Annotated in this window: 18 protein-coding genes and 2 tRNA genes; 16 read left to right on the top strand and 4 right to left on the bottom strand. The window is 71.9% G+C overall.

Annotated elements, in window-relative coordinates:
* Positions 1-70: 70 nt before the first annotated feature.
* The 8 genes from gyrA to OG335_RS18935 all read left to right on the top strand — a co-directional run bounded on the left by gyrA (position 71) and on the right by OG335_RS18935 (position 7,041).
* The gene (gene gyrA / locus OG335_RS18970) at positions 71-2,644 is read left to right on the top strand and encodes a DNA gyrase subunit A (RefSeq protein WP_405015447.1); all 2,574 of its coding nucleotides are present in this window, start codon (positions 71-73) and stop codon (positions 2,642-2,644) included.
* A 144-nt stretch (positions 2,645-2,788) separates the two neighbouring features.
* Positions 2,789-3,511 carry a DUF3566 domain-containing protein gene (locus OG335_RS18965; RefSeq protein ID WP_405012307.1) on the top strand — a complete coding sequence of 241 codons (723 nt, stop codon included), beginning with the start codon at positions 2,789-2,791 and terminating at the stop codon, positions 3,509-3,511.
* Between the two features lie 208 nt (positions 3,512-3,719).
* Positions 3,720-5,096 carry a class I SAM-dependent methyltransferase gene (locus OG335_RS18960; RefSeq protein ID WP_405012306.1) on the top strand — a complete coding sequence of 459 codons (1,377 nt, stop codon included), beginning with the start codon at positions 3,720-3,722 and terminating at the stop codon, positions 5,094-5,096.
* Positions 5,097-5,112: 16 nt separating this feature from the next.
* A tRNA-Ile gene (locus OG335_RS18955) sits at positions 5,113-5,186 on the top strand.
* A 280-nt stretch (positions 5,187-5,466) separates the two neighbouring features.
* Entirely contained in the window at positions 5,467-6,126 is a 660-nt protein-coding gene (locus OG335_RS18950) for a hypothetical protein (RefSeq protein ID WP_405012305.1), read from the top strand.
* Positions 6,123-6,590, top strand: a complete 468-nt coding sequence (locus OG335_RS18945; RefSeq protein ID WP_405012304.1) for a DUF6191 domain-containing protein — start codon at positions 6,123-6,125, stop codon at positions 6,588-6,590. The genes OG335_RS18950 and OG335_RS18945 overlap by 4 nt, the downstream gene beginning before the upstream one ends.
* 123 nt (positions 6,591-6,713) lie before the next feature.
* Positions 6,714-6,842: a DLW-39 family protein gene (locus OG335_RS18940; protein WP_014137031.1), complete on the top strand. Its 129-nt coding sequence runs from the start codon at positions 6,714-6,716 to the stop codon at positions 6,840-6,842.
* 126 nt (positions 6,843-6,968) lie between these two features.
* Positions 6,969-7,041 (top strand) — tRNA-Ala (locus tag OG335_RS18935).
* Between the two features lie 176 nt (positions 7,042-7,217).
* Here OG335_RS18935 and OG335_RS18930 read toward each other — a convergent pair.
* Positions 7,218-8,159, bottom strand: coding sequence for a DUF5324 family protein (locus tag OG335_RS18930; RefSeq protein WP_405012303.1), 942 nt, complete (start codon positions 8,157-8,159; stop codon positions 7,218-7,220).
* A 151-nt stretch (positions 8,160-8,310) separates the two neighbouring features.
* On the opposite strand from OG335_RS18930, the gene OG335_RS18925 reads away from it, so the two are divergent.
* Positions 8,311-8,832, top strand: a complete 522-nt coding sequence (locus tag OG335_RS18925) for a peptidylprolyl isomerase (protein WP_405012302.1) — start codon at positions 8,311-8,313, stop codon at positions 8,830-8,832.
* A gap of 85 nt (positions 8,833-8,917) precedes the next feature.
* Positions 8,918-9,817, top strand: coding sequence for a rhomboid family intramembrane serine protease (locus OG335_RS18920; protein ID WP_405012301.1), 900 nt, complete (start codon positions 8,918-8,920; stop codon positions 9,815-9,817).
* A gap of 298 nt (positions 9,818-10,115) precedes the next feature.
* Here the strand turns inward: OG335_RS18920 and crgA are convergent, their stop codons facing one another.
* Positions 10,116-10,367, bottom strand: coding sequence for a cell division protein CrgA (crgA, locus tag OG335_RS18915; protein WP_405012300.1), 252 nt, complete (start codon positions 10,365-10,367; stop codon positions 10,116-10,118).
* A 163-nt stretch (positions 10,368-10,530) separates the two neighbouring features.
* Between crgA and OG335_RS18910 the strand changes: the two genes are divergently transcribed.
* The 6 genes from OG335_RS18910 to OG335_RS18885 all read left to right on the top strand — a co-directional run bounded on the left by OG335_RS18910 (position 10,531) and on the right by OG335_RS18885 (position 15,053).
* A complete protein-coding gene (locus tag OG335_RS18910; RefSeq protein ID WP_405012299.1) occupies positions 10,531-11,289 on the top strand; it encodes a DUF881 domain-containing protein in 759 nt (252 codons plus the stop codon).
* 87 nt (positions 11,290-11,376) lie between these two features.
* Positions 11,377-11,547 carry a hypothetical protein gene (locus OG335_RS18905; RefSeq protein ID WP_405012298.1) on the top strand — a complete coding sequence of 57 codons (171 nt, stop codon included), beginning with the start codon at positions 11,377-11,379 and terminating at the stop codon, positions 11,545-11,547.
* A 68-nt stretch (positions 11,548-11,615) separates the two neighbouring features.
* Positions 11,616-12,275 carry an aminodeoxychorismate/anthranilate synthase component II gene (locus tag OG335_RS18900; protein WP_405012297.1) on the top strand — a complete coding sequence of 220 codons (660 nt, stop codon included), beginning with the start codon at positions 11,616-11,618 and terminating at the stop codon, positions 12,273-12,275.
* Between the two features lie 385 nt (positions 12,276-12,660).
* Positions 12,661-13,338, top strand: a complete 678-nt coding sequence (locus OG335_RS18895; RefSeq protein WP_405012296.1) for a class E sortase — start codon at positions 12,661-12,663, stop codon at positions 13,336-13,338.
* 25 nt (positions 13,339-13,363) lie between these two features.
* Positions 13,364-14,062, top strand: coding sequence for a class E sortase (locus OG335_RS18890; RefSeq protein WP_405012295.1), 699 nt, complete (start codon positions 13,364-13,366; stop codon positions 14,060-14,062).
* 37 nt (positions 14,063-14,099) lie between these two features.
* Complete coding sequence (locus OG335_RS18885) at positions 14,100-15,053, top strand: Bro-N domain-containing protein (protein WP_405012294.1); 954 nt, start codon at positions 14,100-14,102, stop codon at positions 15,051-15,053.
* A 144-nt stretch (positions 15,054-15,197) separates the two neighbouring features.
* On the opposite strand, the gene pknB is transcribed toward OG335_RS18885, so the two are convergent.
* A complete protein-coding gene (gene pknB, locus OG335_RS18880) occupies positions 15,198-17,234 on the bottom strand; it encodes a Stk1 family PASTA domain-containing Ser/Thr kinase (RefSeq protein ID WP_405012293.1) in 2,037 nt (678 codons plus the stop codon).
* A 251-nt stretch (positions 17,235-17,485) separates the two neighbouring features.
* Positions 17,486-18,949: a peptidoglycan D,D-transpeptidase FtsI family protein gene (locus tag OG335_RS18875; protein ID WP_405012292.1), complete on the bottom strand. Its 1,464-nt coding sequence runs from the start codon at positions 18,947-18,949 to the stop codon at positions 17,486-17,488.
* Positions 18,950-18,959 lie beyond the last annotated feature (10 nt).

Raw genomic sequence — 18,959 nt, 5'->3', positions numbered from 1 at the left:
CAGCACCGTCCAGTCACGCGTGAAAGGAAACTGACCACCAGTGGTCGACGACAACCGTCCCGACGGCGACATGCAGCCGCAGCAGGCCGAGAGCACCGCCACCGACACGTTCGTGTCCCGGGTCGAGCCGATCGAGCTCGAGACCGAGATGCAGCGCTCCTACCTCGACTACGCGATGAGCGTGATCGTGAGCCGCGCGCTGCCCGAGGTCCGCGACGGCCTCAAGCCGGTGCACCGGCGCGTGCTGTACGCGATGTACGACGGCGGGTACCGGCCCGAGAAGGGCTACTACAAGTGCGCCCGCGTCGTCGGCGACGTGATGGGCAACTACCACCCGCACGGCGACACCTCGATCTACGACACCGTCGTCCGCCTGGCCCAGACGTGGTCGCTGCGGATGCCGCTCGTGGACGGCAATGGCAACTTCGGTTCCCCGGGCAACGACCCGGCGGCGGCCATGCGCTACACCGAGTGCAAGATGATGCCGCTGGCCATGGAGATGATGCGCGACATCGACGAGGAGACCGTCGACTTCGCCTCCAACTACGACGGCCGCTCGCAGGAGCCGACCGTCCTCCCGGCCCGCATCCCCAACCTGCTGATCAACGGCGCCACCGGCATCGCGGTCGGCATGGCCACCAACATCCCCCCGCACAACCTGCGCGAGGTCGCCTCGGGCGCCCTCTGGGCGCTCGACCACCCCGAGGCCACCAACGAGGAGCTCCTCGACGCGCTCATCGAGCGGATCAAGGGCCCCGACTTCCCCACCGGCGCGCTGATCGTCGGCCGCCGCGGCATCGACGACGCGTACCGCACCGGCCGCGGCTCGATCACCATGCGCGCGGTCGTCGAGGTCGAGGAGATCCAGGGCCGCCAGTGCCTGGTCATCACCGAGCTCCCCTACCAGGTCAACCCGGACAACCTCGCGCTGAAGATCGCCGACCTGGTGAAGGACGGCAAGATCGCCGGCATCGCCGACGTCCGCGACGAGTCCTCCTCCCGGACCGGCCAGCGCCTGGTCATCGTGCTCAAGCGCGACGCCGTCGCCAAGGTCGTGCTGAACAACCTCTACAAGCACACCGACCTGCAGACCAACTTCGGCGCCAACATGCTCGCCCTGGTCGACGGCGTGCCCCGGACGCTCTCGCTCGACGCCTTCATCCGGCACTGGGTGGCGCACCAGATCGAGGTCATCGTCCGCCGCACCACCTTCCGGCTCCGCAAGGCCGAGGAGCGCGCGCACATCCTGCGCGCCCTGCTCAAGGCCCTGGACCAGATCGACGCGGTCATCGCCCTCATCCGGGCCTCCGAGAGCGCCGACGCCGCCCGCACCGGCCTCATGGGCCTACTCGACATCGACGAGCTCCAGGCCAACGCCATCCTCGAGATGCAGCTGCGCCGCCTCGCCGCCCTGGAGAGCGCCCGCATCCTCAGCGAGCACGACGAGCTGCAGGCGAAGATCAGCGAGTACAACGCCATCCTCGCCTCCCCCGAGCGCCAGCGCGGCATCGTCTCGGAGGAGCTCACCGCCATCGTCGAGAAGTACGGCGACGAGCGGCGCTCCACCCTCATCCCCTCCGACGGCGACCTCTCCATCGAGGACCTCATCGCCGAGGAGGACATCGTCGTCACGATCACCCGGGGCGGCTACGTCAAGCGCACCCGCTCCGACCTCTACCGCTCGCAGAAGCGCGGCGGCAAGGGCGTCCGCGGTGCGCAGCTCAAGCAGGACGACATCGTCGACCACTTCTTCGTGACGACGACGCACAACTGGATCCTGTTCTTCACCAACAAGGGCCGGGTCTACCGGGCCAAGGGCTACGAGCTGCCCGACGCCGGCCGCGACGCCCGCGGCCAGCACGTCGCGAACCTCCTGGCCTTCCAGCCGGAGGAGCACATCGCGCAGGTCATGGCGGTGCGCACCTACGAGGACAAGCCGTACCTGGTGCTCGCCACCCGCAACGGCCTGGTGAAGAAGTCCCTGCTCAAGGACTACGACTCGCCGCGCTCCGGCGGCCTGATCGCGATCAACCTGCGCCAGGACGAGGAGGGCCGGGACGACGAGCTGATCGGCGCCGAGCTGGTCTCCGCCGACGACGACCTGCTGCTGATCTCCAAGAAGGCCCAGTCGATCCGCTTCACGGCCACCGACGACGCCCTGCGGCCGATGAGCCGCGCGACCTCGGGCGTGAAGGGCATGGCCTTCCGCGAGGACGACGAGCTGCTGTCCATGAACGTCATCCGGCCGAGCACGTACGTGTTCACCGCGACGGACGGCGGGTATGCGAAGCGCACGCCCGTGGCCGAGTACCGTGTGCAGGGCCGGGGAGGTTTCGGTATCAAGGCGGCGAAGATCGTCGAGGGCCGTGGCTCCCTGGTCGGCGCCCTCGTGGTCGAGGAGACCGACGAGATCATGGCCATCACCCTCTCGGGCGGCGTCATCCGGACCAGGGTTTCCGAGGTTCGTGAAACCGGACGTGACACGATGGGCGTCCAACTGATCAACCTCGGAAAGCGCGACGCGGTCGTGGGCATGGCCCGCAACGCGGAGGCGGAGGACGAGGAGACCGTGGAGGACGAGGCCGACGAGGCCCTGGCCCTCGCGGACGGAACGACGGCGGACGGCACGGCCGACCAGGCCTGACCGCACGTCCGGCGGCCGCCGCACACACCCCCCGGGGGCGTGTGCGGCGGTCGCCGACCGGCACCGGCCACCTGGCCGGCCGCCGGAGACGAACGATGACCGGGCGGCGGCGGCCAGCCGGGCGGGAACAGCTGGAGGACCAGGGTGAGTGGAGCCACGGGCGGTGCGGCAGGTGCCGCGGGCGGAGCGCCGGGCGCCGCGCAGGGCGGAACGCCCTACGGCGGTGCGCCCAAGCCTCCGGCCGAGCACCCGGCCGCATCCACCTCGCTGATGCCCCCCGTGGGCGCGGCAGGCCCCGGCGGTGCGGGCCACGGTGCGCCCGGCATCCCGCCGGCCCCCGCCACCCCGCCGGCCGGCGGGTACTCCCAGCCGACCACCTACAGCAAGGGCCAGCCCACGCCCGCGCGCGGCACCCGCGTGCCCGGAGCGGCACAGTCCGGCGGCGCGGCCCGGCGGCCCGCCGCGGGCGCGGCCGGCGGCGGCCCGGCGGCCGGCCGGGTCCGGAAGGCACGGCTCCGCATCGTGAAGGCCGACCCCTGGTCGGTCATGAAGGTCAGCTTCCTGCTGTCGCTGGCCATCGGCGTGATCATCATCGTCGCGTCCGCCGTGCTGTGGATCGTCCTCAACGGCCTCGGCGTCTTCGACTCGCTGACCAGCACGCTGAAGGACGTCACCAGCTCGGACACCTCCGGCGGGTTCGACCTCATGGACTACCTCGGCTTCGGCCGGGTGCTGATGTTCACCACGCTGATCGCCGTCATCGACGTCGTGCTGATGACCGCGCTCGCCACGCTCGGGGCGTTCATCTACAACACGGCCGCGGGCTTCGCCGGCGGTGTCGAACTCACCCTCGCCGAAGAGGATTGATCGACACCTCCGATGCGCCACTGACACCCGGTCAACTTCGGGAACACTTGGGCCCTCACGGCTGTTGGAGCCGTGGGGGCCCGCTGGCATCCGAGTGACAGCCGCACCGCCCCGGCGAGCCGGACGAACCTCCGGCCACCGGCGGGGGTTGGCTGTGCCGGTGCCGGGAGCGGCCCGGTCGGTCGGTACGGCTGCCCGGAGGTGTGTGATGGCCGAGGTCGCAACAGAACTGGTCAACGCGGCGGAGGCGCTGCTCGGCGCCCGCCTGCCCGTACGGCTGCAGGCGTGGGACGGCAGTACGGCCGGACCGCCGGGCGCCCCCGCGGTCGTCCTGCGCAACCGCCGCGCCCTGCGCCGCCTGCTCTGGCAGCCCGGCGAGCTCGGCCTCGCCCGCGCCTACGTCGCCGGCGACCTCGACACGGCCCCCGACACCGACCTCTACGAGGTCCTCTCGGCGGTCGGCCGCTTCTCCGAACGGACCGACCTCCACCGGCCCGGCCTCCGCGACGTCCTCGGCCCCGTCGGCCGCCACGCGCTCGCCACGGCCTTCCGCGCGGGCGCCGTCGGCCCGGAGCCCGCTCCCCCGCCGGAGGAGGTCCGGCGCCACACCGGCCGCCTCCACAGCCGTCAGCGCGACCGCGCGGCGATCAGCCACCACTACGACGTCGGCAACGACTTCTACGGGCTCGTCCTGGGCCCCAGCATGGTGTACTCCTGCGCGTACTGGGAGCCCGGCGCCAAGAGTCTGGAGGCCGCCCAGGAGGCCAAGCTCGACCTGATCTGCCGCAAGCTCGGCCTCCGGCCCGGCCTGCGCCTCCTCGACGTCGGCTGCGGCTGGGGCTCCCTGCTCCTCCACGCCGCCCGCCACTACGGGGTGACCGCGGTCGGCGTCTCGATCTCCGCCGAACAGGTGGCCCTCGCCCGCGCCCGCGTCGCCGAGGCCGGCCTCGACGACCGCGTGGAGGTCCGCCTCCAGGACTACCGCGAGATCCCGGACGGCCCCTTCGACGCCATCTCCAGCGTCGGCATGGCCGAGCACGTCGGCTCCGTCCAGTACCTGACGTACGCCGAAGGCCTCCACCGCCTGCTCACGCCCGGCGGCCGGCTCCTCAACCACCAGATCTCCCGCCGCCCCGACCGCCCCGGCGAGCCGTACGCCCTCAGCCCCTTCATCGACCGCTACGTGTTCCCCGACGGCGAGCTCGCACCCGTCGGCAGCACCGTCTCGCTCCTGGAGGAGGCCGGCTTCGAGGTCCGCGACGTCGAGTCGCTGCGCGAGCACTACGCCCTCACCCTGCGCGAGTGGGTCGCCAACCTGGAGGCCCACTGGCCGGAAGCCGTCTCCCTCGCCGGGCGGGGCCGCGCCCGCGTCTGGCGGCTCTACATGGCCGCCTCCGCCGTGGCCTTCGAGGAGAACCGCATCGGCATCAACCAGGTGCTCGCCGTCCGCACCACCGACACGGGCGCCAGCGGCCTCCCCGCCACCCGCGAGCAGTGGCTCGCCAGGACCCCGCAGACCCCCGACCAGCCCCGACCCGCCGCGGTCGCCGATACGGATTTGGGGGATCGGCCGTCGGTCCGCTAATCTTTCAGTGCGGCAAGGGGCTATAGCTCAGACGGTTAGAGCGCTTCCCTGATAAGGAAGAGGCCACAGGTTCAAGTCCTGTTAGCCCCACCGAAGTTGAAAGGCCCGGACGGTCACCGTCCGGGCCTTTCGCTTGTCCGCGCACATCTGCTGCGTAACCGGCCCGGCCGGCGGCTCGTTGGACCGGTTGCGCGGAGGCACGTGGGGCTGGACGACTCGAAACTGCTGTGAAGTCGGGGATAGCCGGGCGAGAGAACCGGTCATGGGATCCGTGGACGTGATGCGCCTCCGCTCCTGCTGGCGGAAGACCATGCCCCCGGCCCGGGGTGAACGGGCGGTCCACCGATCGCACTGCCACGGAGGCATTCCCATGTCCATGGAAGCTGCCCTGCTCGAATCCCGGACGCTGCGCCACAGCCTGTGCGGGCGCGTCGAGGTGCTCGACAAGGTGAAGGCCCTCGTCCTGCTGCCCGACGGCCTGCACGTCACCACCCGCATGGTGGCGGACTACTTCGAGGTCGGGGAGCGGGCCGTCAACGCGGTGATCCACCGGCACCGTGCCGAGCTCGAGGCCAGCGGCTTCGCAGTTGTCCACAGGTCGGCAAAGGTGCAGGTCAGCCCTGGCTGCAACGTGCAGCTTAGCCCGATCGGGGGACAGCGCCTGGCCCTCTACCCCCGCCGGGCGGTCCTCAACATCGCGATGCTGCTGCGCGACAGCGAGGTCGCCCGGAGCGTGCGCCGCCACCTCCTCGACGCCGCGGAGCGGCCCCCGGCGGGGCATCTCGACCTCGACGGGCTGTTCGACGCCGTGGAGCGTCGGGTGCCGGCCGGGGAGGCCGGTGCGCGGCTCGCCGCCTGCGAGCGGATGCTCCTCGCCGACCGGGCGCTGGTGCGGGCGATGAGCGCGCGGCTGTGCGAAGCGGCGGACGATCTCCGGGAGCTGCGCGAGGACGTCGCCGCGCTCCGCCGCGGGCTGGGCAGGCTCGCCGCGCCGCGCGGGCCGCGGCGATGGGGAATCGGCGGCCGATGACCCTGGACCTTCCGTCCGGCGGGCGGCACGCTGGTGCGGGACGGCCGGTGGTCCCCGCCGGCCGCGGGACGGAAGGCGGCGTCGCGGTGGCGGTGTTCTGGGCGATGAGCCTGCCGGGGCTGGTGTGCGCCCTGCTGGTGCTGGCCGTGGCCGACCAACTGGCCCTGCGGGCCCGGCGGTCGCGATTCCTGCCGTGGCGGGGTACGGGCCGGGAGGGCCAGATCTCGGCGACCGGCTTCGAGCAGTTGCACGCGCAGTTCGCGGCGGGCAAGCAGCACGAGCTGGAGCAGCGCACCACCACGCTGATGCTCCGGGACGAGGAGGGCGAGGGCGCGCCTCCCCGCGGTGGTGTCGACCTGCGCCGCGGTACCGCCGTGGTGCCCGCGCGGCGGGACCGGGCGGAGGCCGGGCGGGCAGGTGTTCGGGGGTGTGGCGTCAACCGGGCGGGTGGAGGGCCCGGTTGACCGTGGTGGCGGGCCGTCCGGAAGCGGGTTACCGGTGTGTATCATCGGCCGCAGGGCGGTCTGTCGGCCCGACCGCTCGTCGATGCTCGTACATCCGAACTGCAAGAAGGACGAGGTCCCGCGGTGAAGAAGCTTCTCCTGGTCGCCCTGGTCGCCCTCGGCGGCTTCTTTGTCTACCGTCAGGTCCAGGCGGACCGTGCCGAGCAGGACCTGTGGACCGAGGCCACGGACCCGGTTCCGGCCGGTCGCTGAGACCTGCACGATCGTTGCCGGCCCCCTGCCCGGTGCACCGGGAGGCGGTCGGCGGGCGGCCCGCTCAGGATTCTCCTCCGGAGCGGGTACGCTAGTGCGCAGCGCACGTACACCGTGTGCTGCCGCGGGGCTTTAGCTCAGTTGGTAGAGCGCTGTCTTTGCATGGCAGATGTCAGGAGTTCGAATCTCCTAAGCTCCACACGCGCGGATCGGCCGCTGACCTGTGATCAGGTCGGCGGCCGATCGTCGTTCCGGCGGTGGTGCGTGCCGGCTCCGGTTCTCCGTCCCGTGTCCTGCCCGGGAGCCCGTTCCCGTCCCGTGGCCGTGGGTCCTGGCCGGCGTCCCACCACGGCCCGCGGGGCGGGCCGTCGGCTGTCAGTGCGGCTTGCGCGGGTCGTGCGGCTTCGGCCGGTCGGAGTCGGTGTCCGCGGCGTGATCCGTACCGGCTACGTGATCCGTACCGGCTGCGTGATCCGTACCGGTGGCGTGGTTCGTGCCGGCGGCGGCGGTGCCGTCGGAGGGAAGGTCGCGCGGCACGGAGCCGTTCACCGGGCCCTCGGCGGCCGCGGGGGGTGCGGTCGGAGGAGTGGTGGCGGTGGAGGCCGTCGTGCCCGTCGGGTGGGCGCCGGTGCCGTTCTGTGCCGGGGTGCCGGCGGTGCCGGTCGGCGGTTCGGTGAGCCACTCCGGGTTGTTCTGCTTGCGGTACCACTGCCAGGCGACGACTCCGGCGCCGAGCGCGACGGCGCCGGTGACGGCGAGGCCGGTGGCCCAGCCGTTGCGGTTCTCCCTCCTGATGTTCTTGGCCGCGAGTTCGCCGATCTCGGCGGAGGTCACGTGGCCGTGCAGTGCGGTGATCGCCGCGGCGCCGCGGATCTGGGCCTCCTGCGCCGCCGGTACGACGGTGGCCCTCGCGCCGGCCACGGCCTCGCCGACCTTGGGGGCGATGGCCGCCCGGGCCTGCTCGGCGGCCTTCTCGGCGGACAGCTTGGCGGCGAGGGCCGCCTCCTGCGCCCGGTGGACGGCCTTCAGCGTGCTCTGCTGGGTCTGCGGCGGGAGCGCCGCGAAGGCGCTCTCCAGTTGCGGGACGACGTGCTTGGTGTACTGGATGCGGGCGGTCTGCGCGGCTCCGGCGGCGGTGCTGCGGGCCTGCGCGCCCGCGGCGGCGGCCTTGGGGCCGAGGGCCTCGATGGCGGGGCCGAACCTCTGCCTGGCCTCGTCCGCGTAGTAGAGGGCGGTCTCCTTGGCGTTGGCGGCGTAGGGCGCGACGGCGTCCTTGGTGCGGCTGGCGGTGTCGCGCGCTGAGTCCAGGCGGGTCACGGGCTTCTCCTCCTCGGTGGCGTCCGATATGCACATTTCCACCTCTTTCGAGATCATGCATCTGCTCTTTCGGGAGGGCACGTCAGGCTGAGCCGTCCGCGAACCGTGGGATGATTCCGGGGTCGAGCGAGCGGAACGAAGGAGAGGCCCTGTGGCCCGGCTGACTGCCACCCTGAGGACGGACCACGGCGACGTCGTGGTCGCGCTGTTGCCGTTCCACGCGCCGAAGACGGTGGCGAACTTCGTGGAGCTGGCCGAGGGCACCCGTGAGTGGACGGACCCGTCGACGGGGGAGAAGGCCGCCAGGCCGCTGTACGACGGCACGGTCTTCCACCGGGTGATCAAGGGGTTCATGATCCAGGGCGGCGACCCGCTCGGCAACGGCACCGGCGGTCCGGGCTACGCGTTCGCCGACGAGTTCCACCCGGAGCTCGCCTTCACCAAGCCGTTCCTGCTGGCGATGGCGAACTCCGGCCCGGGCACCAACGGCTCGCAGTTCTTCGTCACGGTCGAGCCGGCGCCCTGGCTGACCCGCAAGCACACCATCTTCGGCGAGGTCACCGATGCCGCGTCCCGGGACGTGGTGAAGAAGATCGTCGCCACGGCGACCGACGACGACGACCGCCCGCTGAAGCCCGTGGTGATCGAGTCGGTCGAGATCACCCGCGGCTGACCCCCGCCGCAGTAGCCTGGACGGTCCCGGTGGAGCACCCTCGGACGGGGTGCCACCGGGATCCGTCGTGAGGAGGGAATCCCGGATGCTTCCGGACGAGCCCGTACGTCCGCAGCCCGAGGGCCCGGTGCAGCTGCCGGGCTGCTACCGGCACCCCGAGCGGGAGACCGGCGTGGGCTGCTCGCGGTGCGGGCGGCCGATCTGCCCCGCGTGCATGGTGAGCGCGTCGGTCGGCTTCCACTGCCCGGCGTGCGTGGCCGGCGAGGGTTCGGCGGCAGGTCCGGCACGTCCTGCCCGGACGCGCTTCGGCGGGCTCCCGGTGGGTGACGGCGCGCTGGTCACCAAGGTGCTGATCGGGCTGAACCTGCTGGTCTTCGTGCTCACCGAGTACGTCAGCCAGGCGTGGGGCGTGCGGCTGGCGATGCTGAGCGGGACGAGCTTCGGCGGCGTGCCCGTGCGCTACGGCGTGGCCGCCGGTCCGGAGGAGTGGTACCGGATCGCCACCGCGGTCTTCGTCCACGCCGGGCCGTTCCACGTGCTGATGAACATGGTGTCGCTGTGGGTGCTGGGGCCGCAGCTGGAACGGGTGCTGGGGCGGTCGCGCTTCCTGGCGCTGTACCTGGTGTCGGGGCTCGCGGGGAACGCCTTCGCGTACGTGGTGACCGGCGGCACCGTCTACTCGGTCGGCGCGTCCGGGGCGATCTTCGGCCTGCTCGGGGCGACGGCGGTGCTGTTCCGGGCGAACCGGGCGCCGCTCGGCCCGGTGATGGCGCTGCTGGTGTTCAACCTGGTGATCACGTTCTCGGTGTCGGCCATCGACTGGCGGGCGCACATCGGCGGCCTGGTCGCCGGTGCCGTCACCGCGGCGGGCCTGATGTACGCCCCGCCGGCCCGCCGGAACCTCGTGCAGGGGCTGACCGTGGCCGGTGTGCTGGGCGCGGTGGTGCTGATGGTGGCGGTGCAGACGGCCCTGCTGGCGGGCTGACCGGGGCGCCGCGACCGGCTGTTGTCCACAGCGTGCGCAGGGTTGTGCACAGCACGTGCGACCGTGCGCCGCCGAACGGCGTCGCTACGCGTGTCCTGCTGGGGGAATGCCGACGGGCGCGGGCCTGGCCGGGGGCGTGCGACACGAGCCTGCGAGCGGGTTATCCACAGGGTGGGGGGAGTTTTCCCCAGTGTGGATAACCGTGTGGATAAACGTACGAGCAGTCGTCGGAAAGGGCAGCGAAACGCCGCCCCGGGCTGAGCCGGGGCGGCGGCGGCCGTTCAGGAGCCGGGCGACGCTACTTCCACTGCGTGGAGACGCCGAACCCTGCGGCGATGAAGCCGAAACCGGCCAGGATGTTCCAGTTGCCCCAACTGCTCACCGGCCAGTCGCCACTCGTCACGTAATAGGTGACGATCCACACCAGGCCGATGAGGAAGAACGCCAGCATCAGCGGCGCCACCCAACTCCTGCCGGAGCTGAGCTTCACCGCCGTCGTGGCGGTCGGCGGCGTGTAGTCGGCCTTCTTGCGGACTCGGGACTTCGGCACGAGAGGCTCTCCTGTCGATGCGCTGTGACCGCGCGGTGTGCAGCGGAGCGGGGCGGCTGTGGGGGGCCGGTCCGTACGGTTCGAGCTCCGCACGTGCCACCGGCGTCCGTTAGCGTAGTGGTTCGCCGGGTCTAGAGGAGATAAGGGTACGGTGCCTAATTCCATGATTCCCCATCCCCGGGGCTCCCGGCGCCCCTCGCGCACCCGAATTGTCGGCCGTGCCCTGACATGCGCCGTGTTCGTGCTGGCCGGCCTGCTCTTCTACATCAGCGCCCGCACCGCGCAGGGCACCGATCTGCGCACCGACGACTCCCTGCTGCGCCTCGGCGACGTCATACAGCAGCGCAGTGCCCAGAACCAGCAGATCCAGGCCCAGATCGGCGGCCTCCACGACCGGGTCGACGGCCTCGCCGGGGTGCAGAGCCAGAGCCCGTCCGACACCGCCCGCGCCGACGTGCTGGAACGCTCGGCCGGCCTGCAGGCGCTCCGCGGCCCCGGCCTCACCGTGACCCTCGACGACGCCCCGCCCAACGCCACCGCCCGCATCCCCGGTGTGCCCGAGCCGGGCGTCAACGACCTGGTCATCCACCAGCAGGACATCCAGGCCGTGGTCAACGCCCTCTGGCGGGGCGGTGCCGAGGGCATCCAGGTCATGGACCAGCGCCTCATCGCCACCAGCGCCGTCCGCTGCGTCGGCAACACCCTGCTGCTGCAGGGCCGCGTCTACTCCCCGCCGTACGTCATCAGGGCCGTGGGACGCACCGACCGGCTGCGCTCGGCGGTCGACGCCGACCCGACGATCCGGAACTACCTGCAGTACGTCGCCGCGTACGGGCTCGGCTGGAAGGTCCAGGAGGCCGGCGAGCTCACCGTGCCCGGCTACGAGGGCTCGGTCGACCTCGGCGCAGCGGGCACGCGCTGACCACGGACGGGCGGCAGGACGGCGTAGGCGCCGTACACGGGCGGCGCGGCGTCTAGTCTGGACCCCGACGCGAACCCGAGGAGCACCATGTACGGCTGGATCTGGCGCCATCTGCCGGGGAACACCCTGGTCCGGGCGCTCGTCTCGCTGCTGCTGGTCCTCGGGGCGGTCTACGTCCTGTTCCAGTACGTCTTCCCGTGGGCCGAGCCGCTGCTGCCCTTCGGCGACGTCACGGTGGAGGACGGCGGCGCCGGCTGACCCGGCCCCCGCTCCCCCCGGCATCCGTCACCTCCGCACCGCGGACCCGCACCCCAGGAGTAGCGCGCATGAGCTCCGTCGGCTCGCCCCGGATCCTCGTGGTCGACAACTACGACAGCTTCGTCTTCAACCTCGTCCAGTACCTCTACCAGCTGGGCGCCACCTGCGAGGTGGTGCGCAACGACGAGGTGACCGTCGGGCACGCCGTGCGGCGGGCGGGCGACGAGGGCTTCGACGGGGTGCTGCTCTCCCCCGGCCCCGGCACCCCCGAGGAGGCCGGCGTCTGCGTGGAGATGGTGCACCACTGCGCCGCCGCCGGGCTGCCCGTCTTCGGCGTCTGCCTCGGACTGCAGTCGATCGCCGTCGCGTACGGCGCCGTGGTGGGCCGCGCCCCCGAGCTGCTGCACGGCAAGACCTCCCCGGTCGAGCACGAGGACGGCGGCGTCTTCGAGGGGCTGCCCTCGCCGCTGACCGCCACCCGCTACCACTCGCTGGCGGTCGAGCCCGGCACCGTCCCGGACGAGCTGGTCGTCACCGCGCGGACGGGCAGCGGCGTCATCATGGGCCTGCGCCACCGCGAACTGCCGGTGGAAGGGGTGCAGTTCCACCCCGAGTCGGTGCTGACCGAGGGCGGCCACCGGATGCTCGCCAACTGGCTGGCCGCGTGCGGGTACCCCGAGGCGGTCGGGCGCTCACGCGGGCTCGCCCCGGTGATCGGCCGGAGCTGACCAGGTGACAGCGGTGAGGCCGGAGGACGGGACGGCCCCGGGGGCGGACGACTGGGGCGTGTACGAGGCCGCGGCCCCCTCCTCCTCCGGGCGGCCGGCGCAGCCCCCGCAGCCCTTCGACGACCGGACGGTGCAGCTGAGGGCGGTACGGGACGTGCGCCCGGTGGAGCCTGCCGCCGCGCCGCCGCCCAGGCCCGTGGCGCCGCCCGTGGTGCCCGTGGCACCGTCTGAGCCGGCCGTGCCGGCGCAGGCGCCCGGCGAGGCTCCTGGAGGCCGCGCCGAGCGCCGCAGGGTGGCTGCCGGGCTCGCAGCCCCCGGCACGGGCCGCCGACGGGCCGTGGGCCGTTCCACGGCCTCCGCGGCACGCCCCAGGGAGCGCCGCAGGGTGGTCGCCGCGCGGATGGTCGGCGAACTCTTCATCACGCTCGGCACGGTGATGCTGCTCTTCGTGGCGTACCAGCTGTGGTGGACCAACGTGCAGGCCGACGCCTCCGCAGACGCCGCCGGGGCGAAGCTGGAGCAGCAGTGGAACAGCGCGCCCGCGCCGACCGGGCCGGCCTCCCCGGGCGCGCCCGCCGCGGGGGCGTTCGAGCCCGGCAGGGGATTCGCCCTGATCCACATCCCCGCGCTCGGCCTCAAGTACCCGGTGGCGGAGGGCACCCAGAAGCAGCAGGTGCTCGACAAGGGCCTCGTCGGGCACTACACCGGCACGGCGATGCCGTCCGACAGGACCGGGAACTTCGCCGTCGCGGCGCACCGCACGACGCACGGCCAGCCGTTCCGGAAGATCGGGCAGCTGAAGCCGGGGGACAGGATCGTCGTGGAGACGGCGACCGCCTACTACACCTACGAGGTCGCCGGGGGCATCCCTGAGACGCCGCCGACCAACGTGACGGTCATTCAGCCGGTGCCCAAGGGCTCGCCGTTCACCCAGGCGGGTCGTTACATCACCCTGACGACGTGCACACCCGAGTTCAGTGCCAGGGGTCGGCTCATCGTGTTCGGCAAGATGGTCGAGGAACGGCCGAGGAGCCAGGGCAAGCCCGCCGCGCTCACCGGCTGACCACCGCACCGCCGGGAGGCCCGCCGTGAGCCCTGTCGCCAGCAACCGGATCAGGGCGGCGGCCGGGGCCGTCGGCGAGCTGATGATCACACTCGGCGTGGTGTTCGCGCTCTTCGCCGCCTACTCGCTCTGGTGGACGGACGTGGTGGCGGCCCGTCAGGCGTCCGCCGCCGCCGGCCATCTCCGGCAGAGCTGGAGCGCCACGGCGCACGCCGCTCCCCCGGCGGCCCTCGCCGACGGCGCCGTCGGCTTCCTGCACGTCCCCGCCATGGGCCGCGGCCAGGTGCTCGTCCGGCGCGGCACCGGGCCCGCGGTCCTCGACGAGGGCGTCGCCGGACTCTACGAGCAGCCCTACCCGTCCGCCATGCCGTGGGACGCCGAGGGCAACGTCACCCTCGCCGCCCACCGCGACGGGCACGGCGCCGCGTTCCACGACCTCGACCGGGTGGGCCCCGGCTCCGCCGTCGTCGTCGAGACCGCCGACCGCTGGTACGTCTACCGCGTGGACGGCGTGCTCCCCGAGACCTCCCCGGAGAACGTCGGCGTCATCGCCCCCGTCCCGGCGGACTCGCCGTACGACCGGCCCGGCCGGTACATCACCCTGACGACCTGTACGCCCGTCTACACCTCGCTGTACCGGCTGGTGGTGTGGGGGAGCCTCGCACGGATCGAAACGGTGGACGCGCGCCGTACGCCGCCGGTGGAGCTGCGGGTCGGACGGTGAGGGGTTGCCGCCGTCCGGGTGAGTCGTTGGTGCCGGTATGACGACGAACGACACCCCGGCCCTGTTCGACTTCCACGGCCGGGAGGTGCGGGTGATCACCCGCGACGGCGAACCCTGGTGGGTGGCGGCGGACGTGTGCGCGGTGCTGGAGATCGCCAACCCGCGGGACGCCCTGCGCAAGGTGCTCGACGACGACGAGAGGGGTGTCGCCACTGTCTACACCCCTGGCGGTGACCAGCAGGTTTCCGTCATCAACGAGCCGGGCCTCTACTCCCTGGTGCTGCGCTCGCGGAAGCCGCAGGCGAAGGCCTTCAAGCGGTGGGTCACGCACGAGGTGATCCCGCGGATCCGGCGGACCGGCCGGTACGCGGTGGCGGACAGCCGGCAGCAGGACGTGCCGTCGGCGATGGCGGATTTCCTGCGGCTGATCGCCGGGGCGTCCGCGGAGGCACTCGTGCACGCGGGCCGGACGGCCGCCGCAATGGACGGCACCACCCGTGCGGTGGAGGGCCTCAACGGCCGGATCGCGGACCTCGCGGAGGTCCTGGCGACGGTGGCGGCACGGCTGCCGGCCCAGCCGTCCGGCCCGGACGCCAAGAGCCCGGACGCCAAGAGCCCGGGCTCGGGCGGGGGAGCGGGCGCGGACGGAGGGCCGGAGGAGCCGATCTGGCACGCCGGCATCCCCGAGGAGGCCCTGCCCTTCGACACGCTCGCCGAACTCCTCGCCGTCGAGCTCGGACGGCCGGGCCTGAGCCGCGGTCAGCTGTACGCGACGGCGTGCGACGCCGGGCTGCTGAGGCAGCTGCCGCCGCCGTACGGCGGTCACTCGCTGACGGACCCGAGGCTGGCGTCGCTGTTTCTGGTGCGCCGCACCAGCGGCGCGCTGCACGGCTGGCCGACCGTCCACCACCACCAGCCGATGGCCCTGCCGCAGGGTGTGGTGATCATGCGGCAACTGGTGCTGCAGGACATCGGGCGCCGGCTGCTGTGAACGGCGGACGTCCGTCCACAGGCTGTGGACGGACGGCGGCGTCACAGCGGTCAGCGGTCAGGGATCAGTGCTCAGCGGTCAGGGACGGCCGGGAACGACGGAGGGGCCGCGCGGTGTGCGCGGCCCCTCCGGTGCGGTACGTGGTCAGTGCCCCGGGTCGGGATTCCTGGTGACGAGGTTCACCTTCGTGCCCGGGTCCAGCTGGGTGCCGGCGGGCTGGTCGGTGGTCACCACGATCGCGTTGGGGTCGGCGGGACCGGCAATGATCGTGTAGCCCAGGTTCTGCGCCGTGAGCAGCTTGATCGCGTCCTTGAGCGTCACGTTCGTCAGCGGGGGCACGGTGCCCTTCTCCGCCTCCTTGCCGACCGTGATGGTGACCGTGGCGTTCTTCTTGAGCTGGCCGCTCTTGGGGCTCTGGTCGACCACGAAGCCGATCTTGGCCGCGTCGGTGACCGCCTGGGTGACGACCTTCACCTGGAGCTTGGCGTCGGTGATCGCCTGGGTGGCCTCGTCCTGGGTCTTGCCCGTGACGGACGGCACCGCGACCTTGCCCGCGCCGCCCGAGACCACGATGGTGATCTCGGTGCCCGCCGCGGCCTTGCCGGTCGGGCTGAAGGAGATGACCTTGTCCTGATCGACGGTGTCGTCGTCCTTCAGTTCGGTCTTCACCGTGAACCCGGCGCCCTGGAGCTTCGCGGTGGCGGTGTCGGAGGGCTGTCCGGAGACGTCGGGGATCTCCGTCTCGACCGGGCCGGAGGAGAGGTGCACGGTGATGACGCTGTTGACGTCGATCTGCGTGTTGGCGGCCGGATCCTGGGTGCAGACCTGATCCTTCTGGATCTTCGCGTCGGGGCAGGCGATCGGGGCGCCCGCCTGCACCTGGAGCTTCTCGTTCTGCGTCTTCGCCTTGGTCTGGGCGTCGGTCAGGCTGAGACCGACCAGGGTGGGCGAGGTGGTCTTGGCCGCGCCGCCCCCGCCGCTGAGCATCGCCTGGACGACGAAGAACGCACCGACCAGCACGAGGACGGCCGCCACGGCGAGCACGATCCACGAGGTGTTGTTCTTCTTCTGCTGGCTCTGCCGGCGGCTGCTGCGGCTGAAGCCCTCGTCGTCGTAGCCGCCGCCCTGGCCGCCGCCGTAGCCGTCGTCGCGGGCCTGGGGCGGGTAGCCGTAGCCGGACTGCGGGGAGCCGACCTGCGGGAGCATGGTCGTCGGGCCGGCCGCGCCCTGCTGGGGCAGCAGGTTGGTCTGGCCGTACGGGTCGTACTGCGCCTGGCCGCCCTGGTCGTAGCCGTAGCCGCCCATGCCGAACGCCGCGGCCTGCTGGGCGGCGGCGACCGGGAGGCCGTCGAGGAAGCGCTCGATGTCGTCGCGCATCTCGTCGGCGCTCTGGTAGCGGTAGTCGCGCTCCTTGGCGAGGGCCTTCAGCACGATCGCGTCGATCTCGGGGCGGACCTCGGGGTCGAACGCGGACGGCGGCTGGGCCTCCTCGCGGACGTGCTGGTAGGCCACCGCGACCGGGGAGTCGCCGATGAACGGCGGACGCACGGTCAGCAGCTCGTACAGCAGGCATCCGGTGGAGTACAGGTCGGAACGGGCGTCGACGGTCTCGCCCTTGGCCTGCTCGGGGGAGAGGTACTGCGCGGTGCCGATGACCGCGGAGGTCTGGGTCATCGTCATGCCGGCGTCGCCCATGGCGCGGGCGATGCCGAAGTCCATGACCTTGACGTTGCCCTGCCGGGTGAGCATGACGTTGGCGGGCTTGATGTCGCGGTGGACGATGCCTGCGCGGTGCGAGTACTCCAGCGCCTGCAGGATGCCGATCGTCATCTCCAGCGCGCGCTCCGGCAGCAGCCGGCGGCCGGAGTGCAGCAGCTCGCGGAGGGTCGAGCCCTCGACGTACTCCATCACGATGTACGGGATGGAGATGCCGTCGATGTAGTCCTCGCCGGTGTCGTACACGGCGACGATGGCGGGGTGGTTGAGCGAGGCCGCGGACTGCGCCTCACGGCGGAACCGCGCCTGGAAGGAGGGGTCGCGGGCCATGTCGGCACGGAGGGTCTTCACGGCGACCTGGCGGCCGAGCCGGGTGTCATGGCCCAGGTAGACCTCGGCCATGCCGCCGCGCCCGAGGACGCCGCCGAGCTCGTACCTGCCGCCGAGGCGACGAGGCTCTTCCATAGTTCCGACCCTCTCCCTCACCGGCCGGTGAGGATGTGACGTAGGTGTCCCCGCACGCACTGTCCGACGGCGCCGCCGCCACACCGTTCGCGTGGCGCCGGTTCCGCAGGTGAGCAGTGGGTAGACCCGCTGCTGGCGGATACGCTACCGGGCGAAGCTGAGACGACCCGACCAGCCTGCCACCTGAGACCAGACCGGTATGCACCGGAACGGCTCAACTGTGACCATCGCCTCAGGCCCTCCACCGGCTGTTACTTGGTCCCGACCACGGCTTCCATGACCTTCCGGGCGATCGGCGCGGCGATCGAGCCGCCGCTGATCTCGGCGCTCTCGGCGGCGCCGTCCTCGACGACGACCGCCACGGCGACCTGCTTGTCGTTCGCGCCCTTGGCGTAGGACATGAACCAGGCGAACGGCAGGCCGCTGTTGTCCTGGCCGTGCTGCGCGGTGCCGGTCTTGCCGCCGACGGTCACGCCCTTGATCTGGGCCTTCTCTCCGGTGCCGTTCTTCACCACGGACTCCATGAGCTGCTGGAGCTTCTGCGCGGTGGTCGGGGAGACGGGCCGGCCCATCTCCTTCTCCGAGTGCTTGGAGACGACGGCGAGCGTGCTCGACCGCTCCTGGTCGACGAGGTACGGCTCCATCAGCGTGCCGTTGTTGGCGATCGCCGCGGCGACCATGGCCATCTGCAGCGGGGTGGCCCGGGTGTCGTGCTGGCCGATGGCGTCCATGGCGGTGCCGTCGGGGGAGGAGCTCTTCGGGAAGACGCTGGCCGACGCCCGGATCGGGACCTCGACCTTGGCGTTGTTGAAGCCGAACTTCTCGGCCTGCGCCCGCAGCTTGTCCTTGCCGAGTTCCGCGCCGATCTTGCCGAAGACGGTGTTGCACGAGTAGTCCATGGCGACCAGCAGCGTGGCGTTCGTGCACGGCTCGGTCTTGGAGGCGTTCTTCAGCTCGGTGCTGGTGCCCGGCAGGATGTACTTCTCCGGGGTCTCCGTGGTGTCCTCGGGGGTCTGGAACTTGCCGTCCTCGAACGCCGCCGCCGCGGTGACCAGCTTGAACGTCGAACCGGGCGGGTACGTCTCGCGCAGCGCCCGGTTGAGCATCGGCTTGTTCGGGTCGGCGTTGAGGTTCGTCCAGGCCTTGGCGTCGGCGTCGGAGCTGCCAGCGAAGGTGCCGGGGTCGTACGACGGGGTGGAGACGAGCGCGAGGATCGCGCCGGTGCGCGGGTCGATGGCGACGGCCGCGCCCTTCTTGTTGCCGAGCGCCTCGAAGGCGGCCTTCTGGGCCTTGGGGTCGATCGTCGTGACGACGTCGCCGCCCTTCTTGTCGTCGCCCGTCAGCATGTCGAGGGTGTTGCGGAAGAACAGCCGCGAGTCGGTGCCGGAGAGGATGCCGTCCTCCAGCGACTCCAGCTGGCTGGTGCCGAACGACTGCGAGGAGTACCCGGTGACCGGCGCGTACATCGGGCCGTCGACCCAGCTGCGCTTGTACTTGTAGCGCAGGCCGTTGACGTTGTCGGAGTTCGTGACCGGGGCGCCGCCGACGATGATGTTGCCGCGCGGGTAGGCGTACCGGTCGTACTTGTTGCGGTCGTTCTCCTTGTTGGTGGCCCAGGCGTGGGCCTGGACCCCCTGCACCCAGTTGGTGCGCACCATGAGGGCGAGGACGAGGACCAGGCAGAAGACGGAGACCCGGCGGATGGGCTTGTTCACGTGTCGGGTC

The sequence above is a fragment of the Kitasatospora sp. NBC_01539 genome, assembly GCF_045040525.1.
GTDB lineage: Bacteria > Actinomycetota > Actinomycetes > Streptomycetales > Streptomycetaceae > Kitasatospora.
This window is presented reverse-complemented; position numbering and strand designations above follow the sequence as displayed.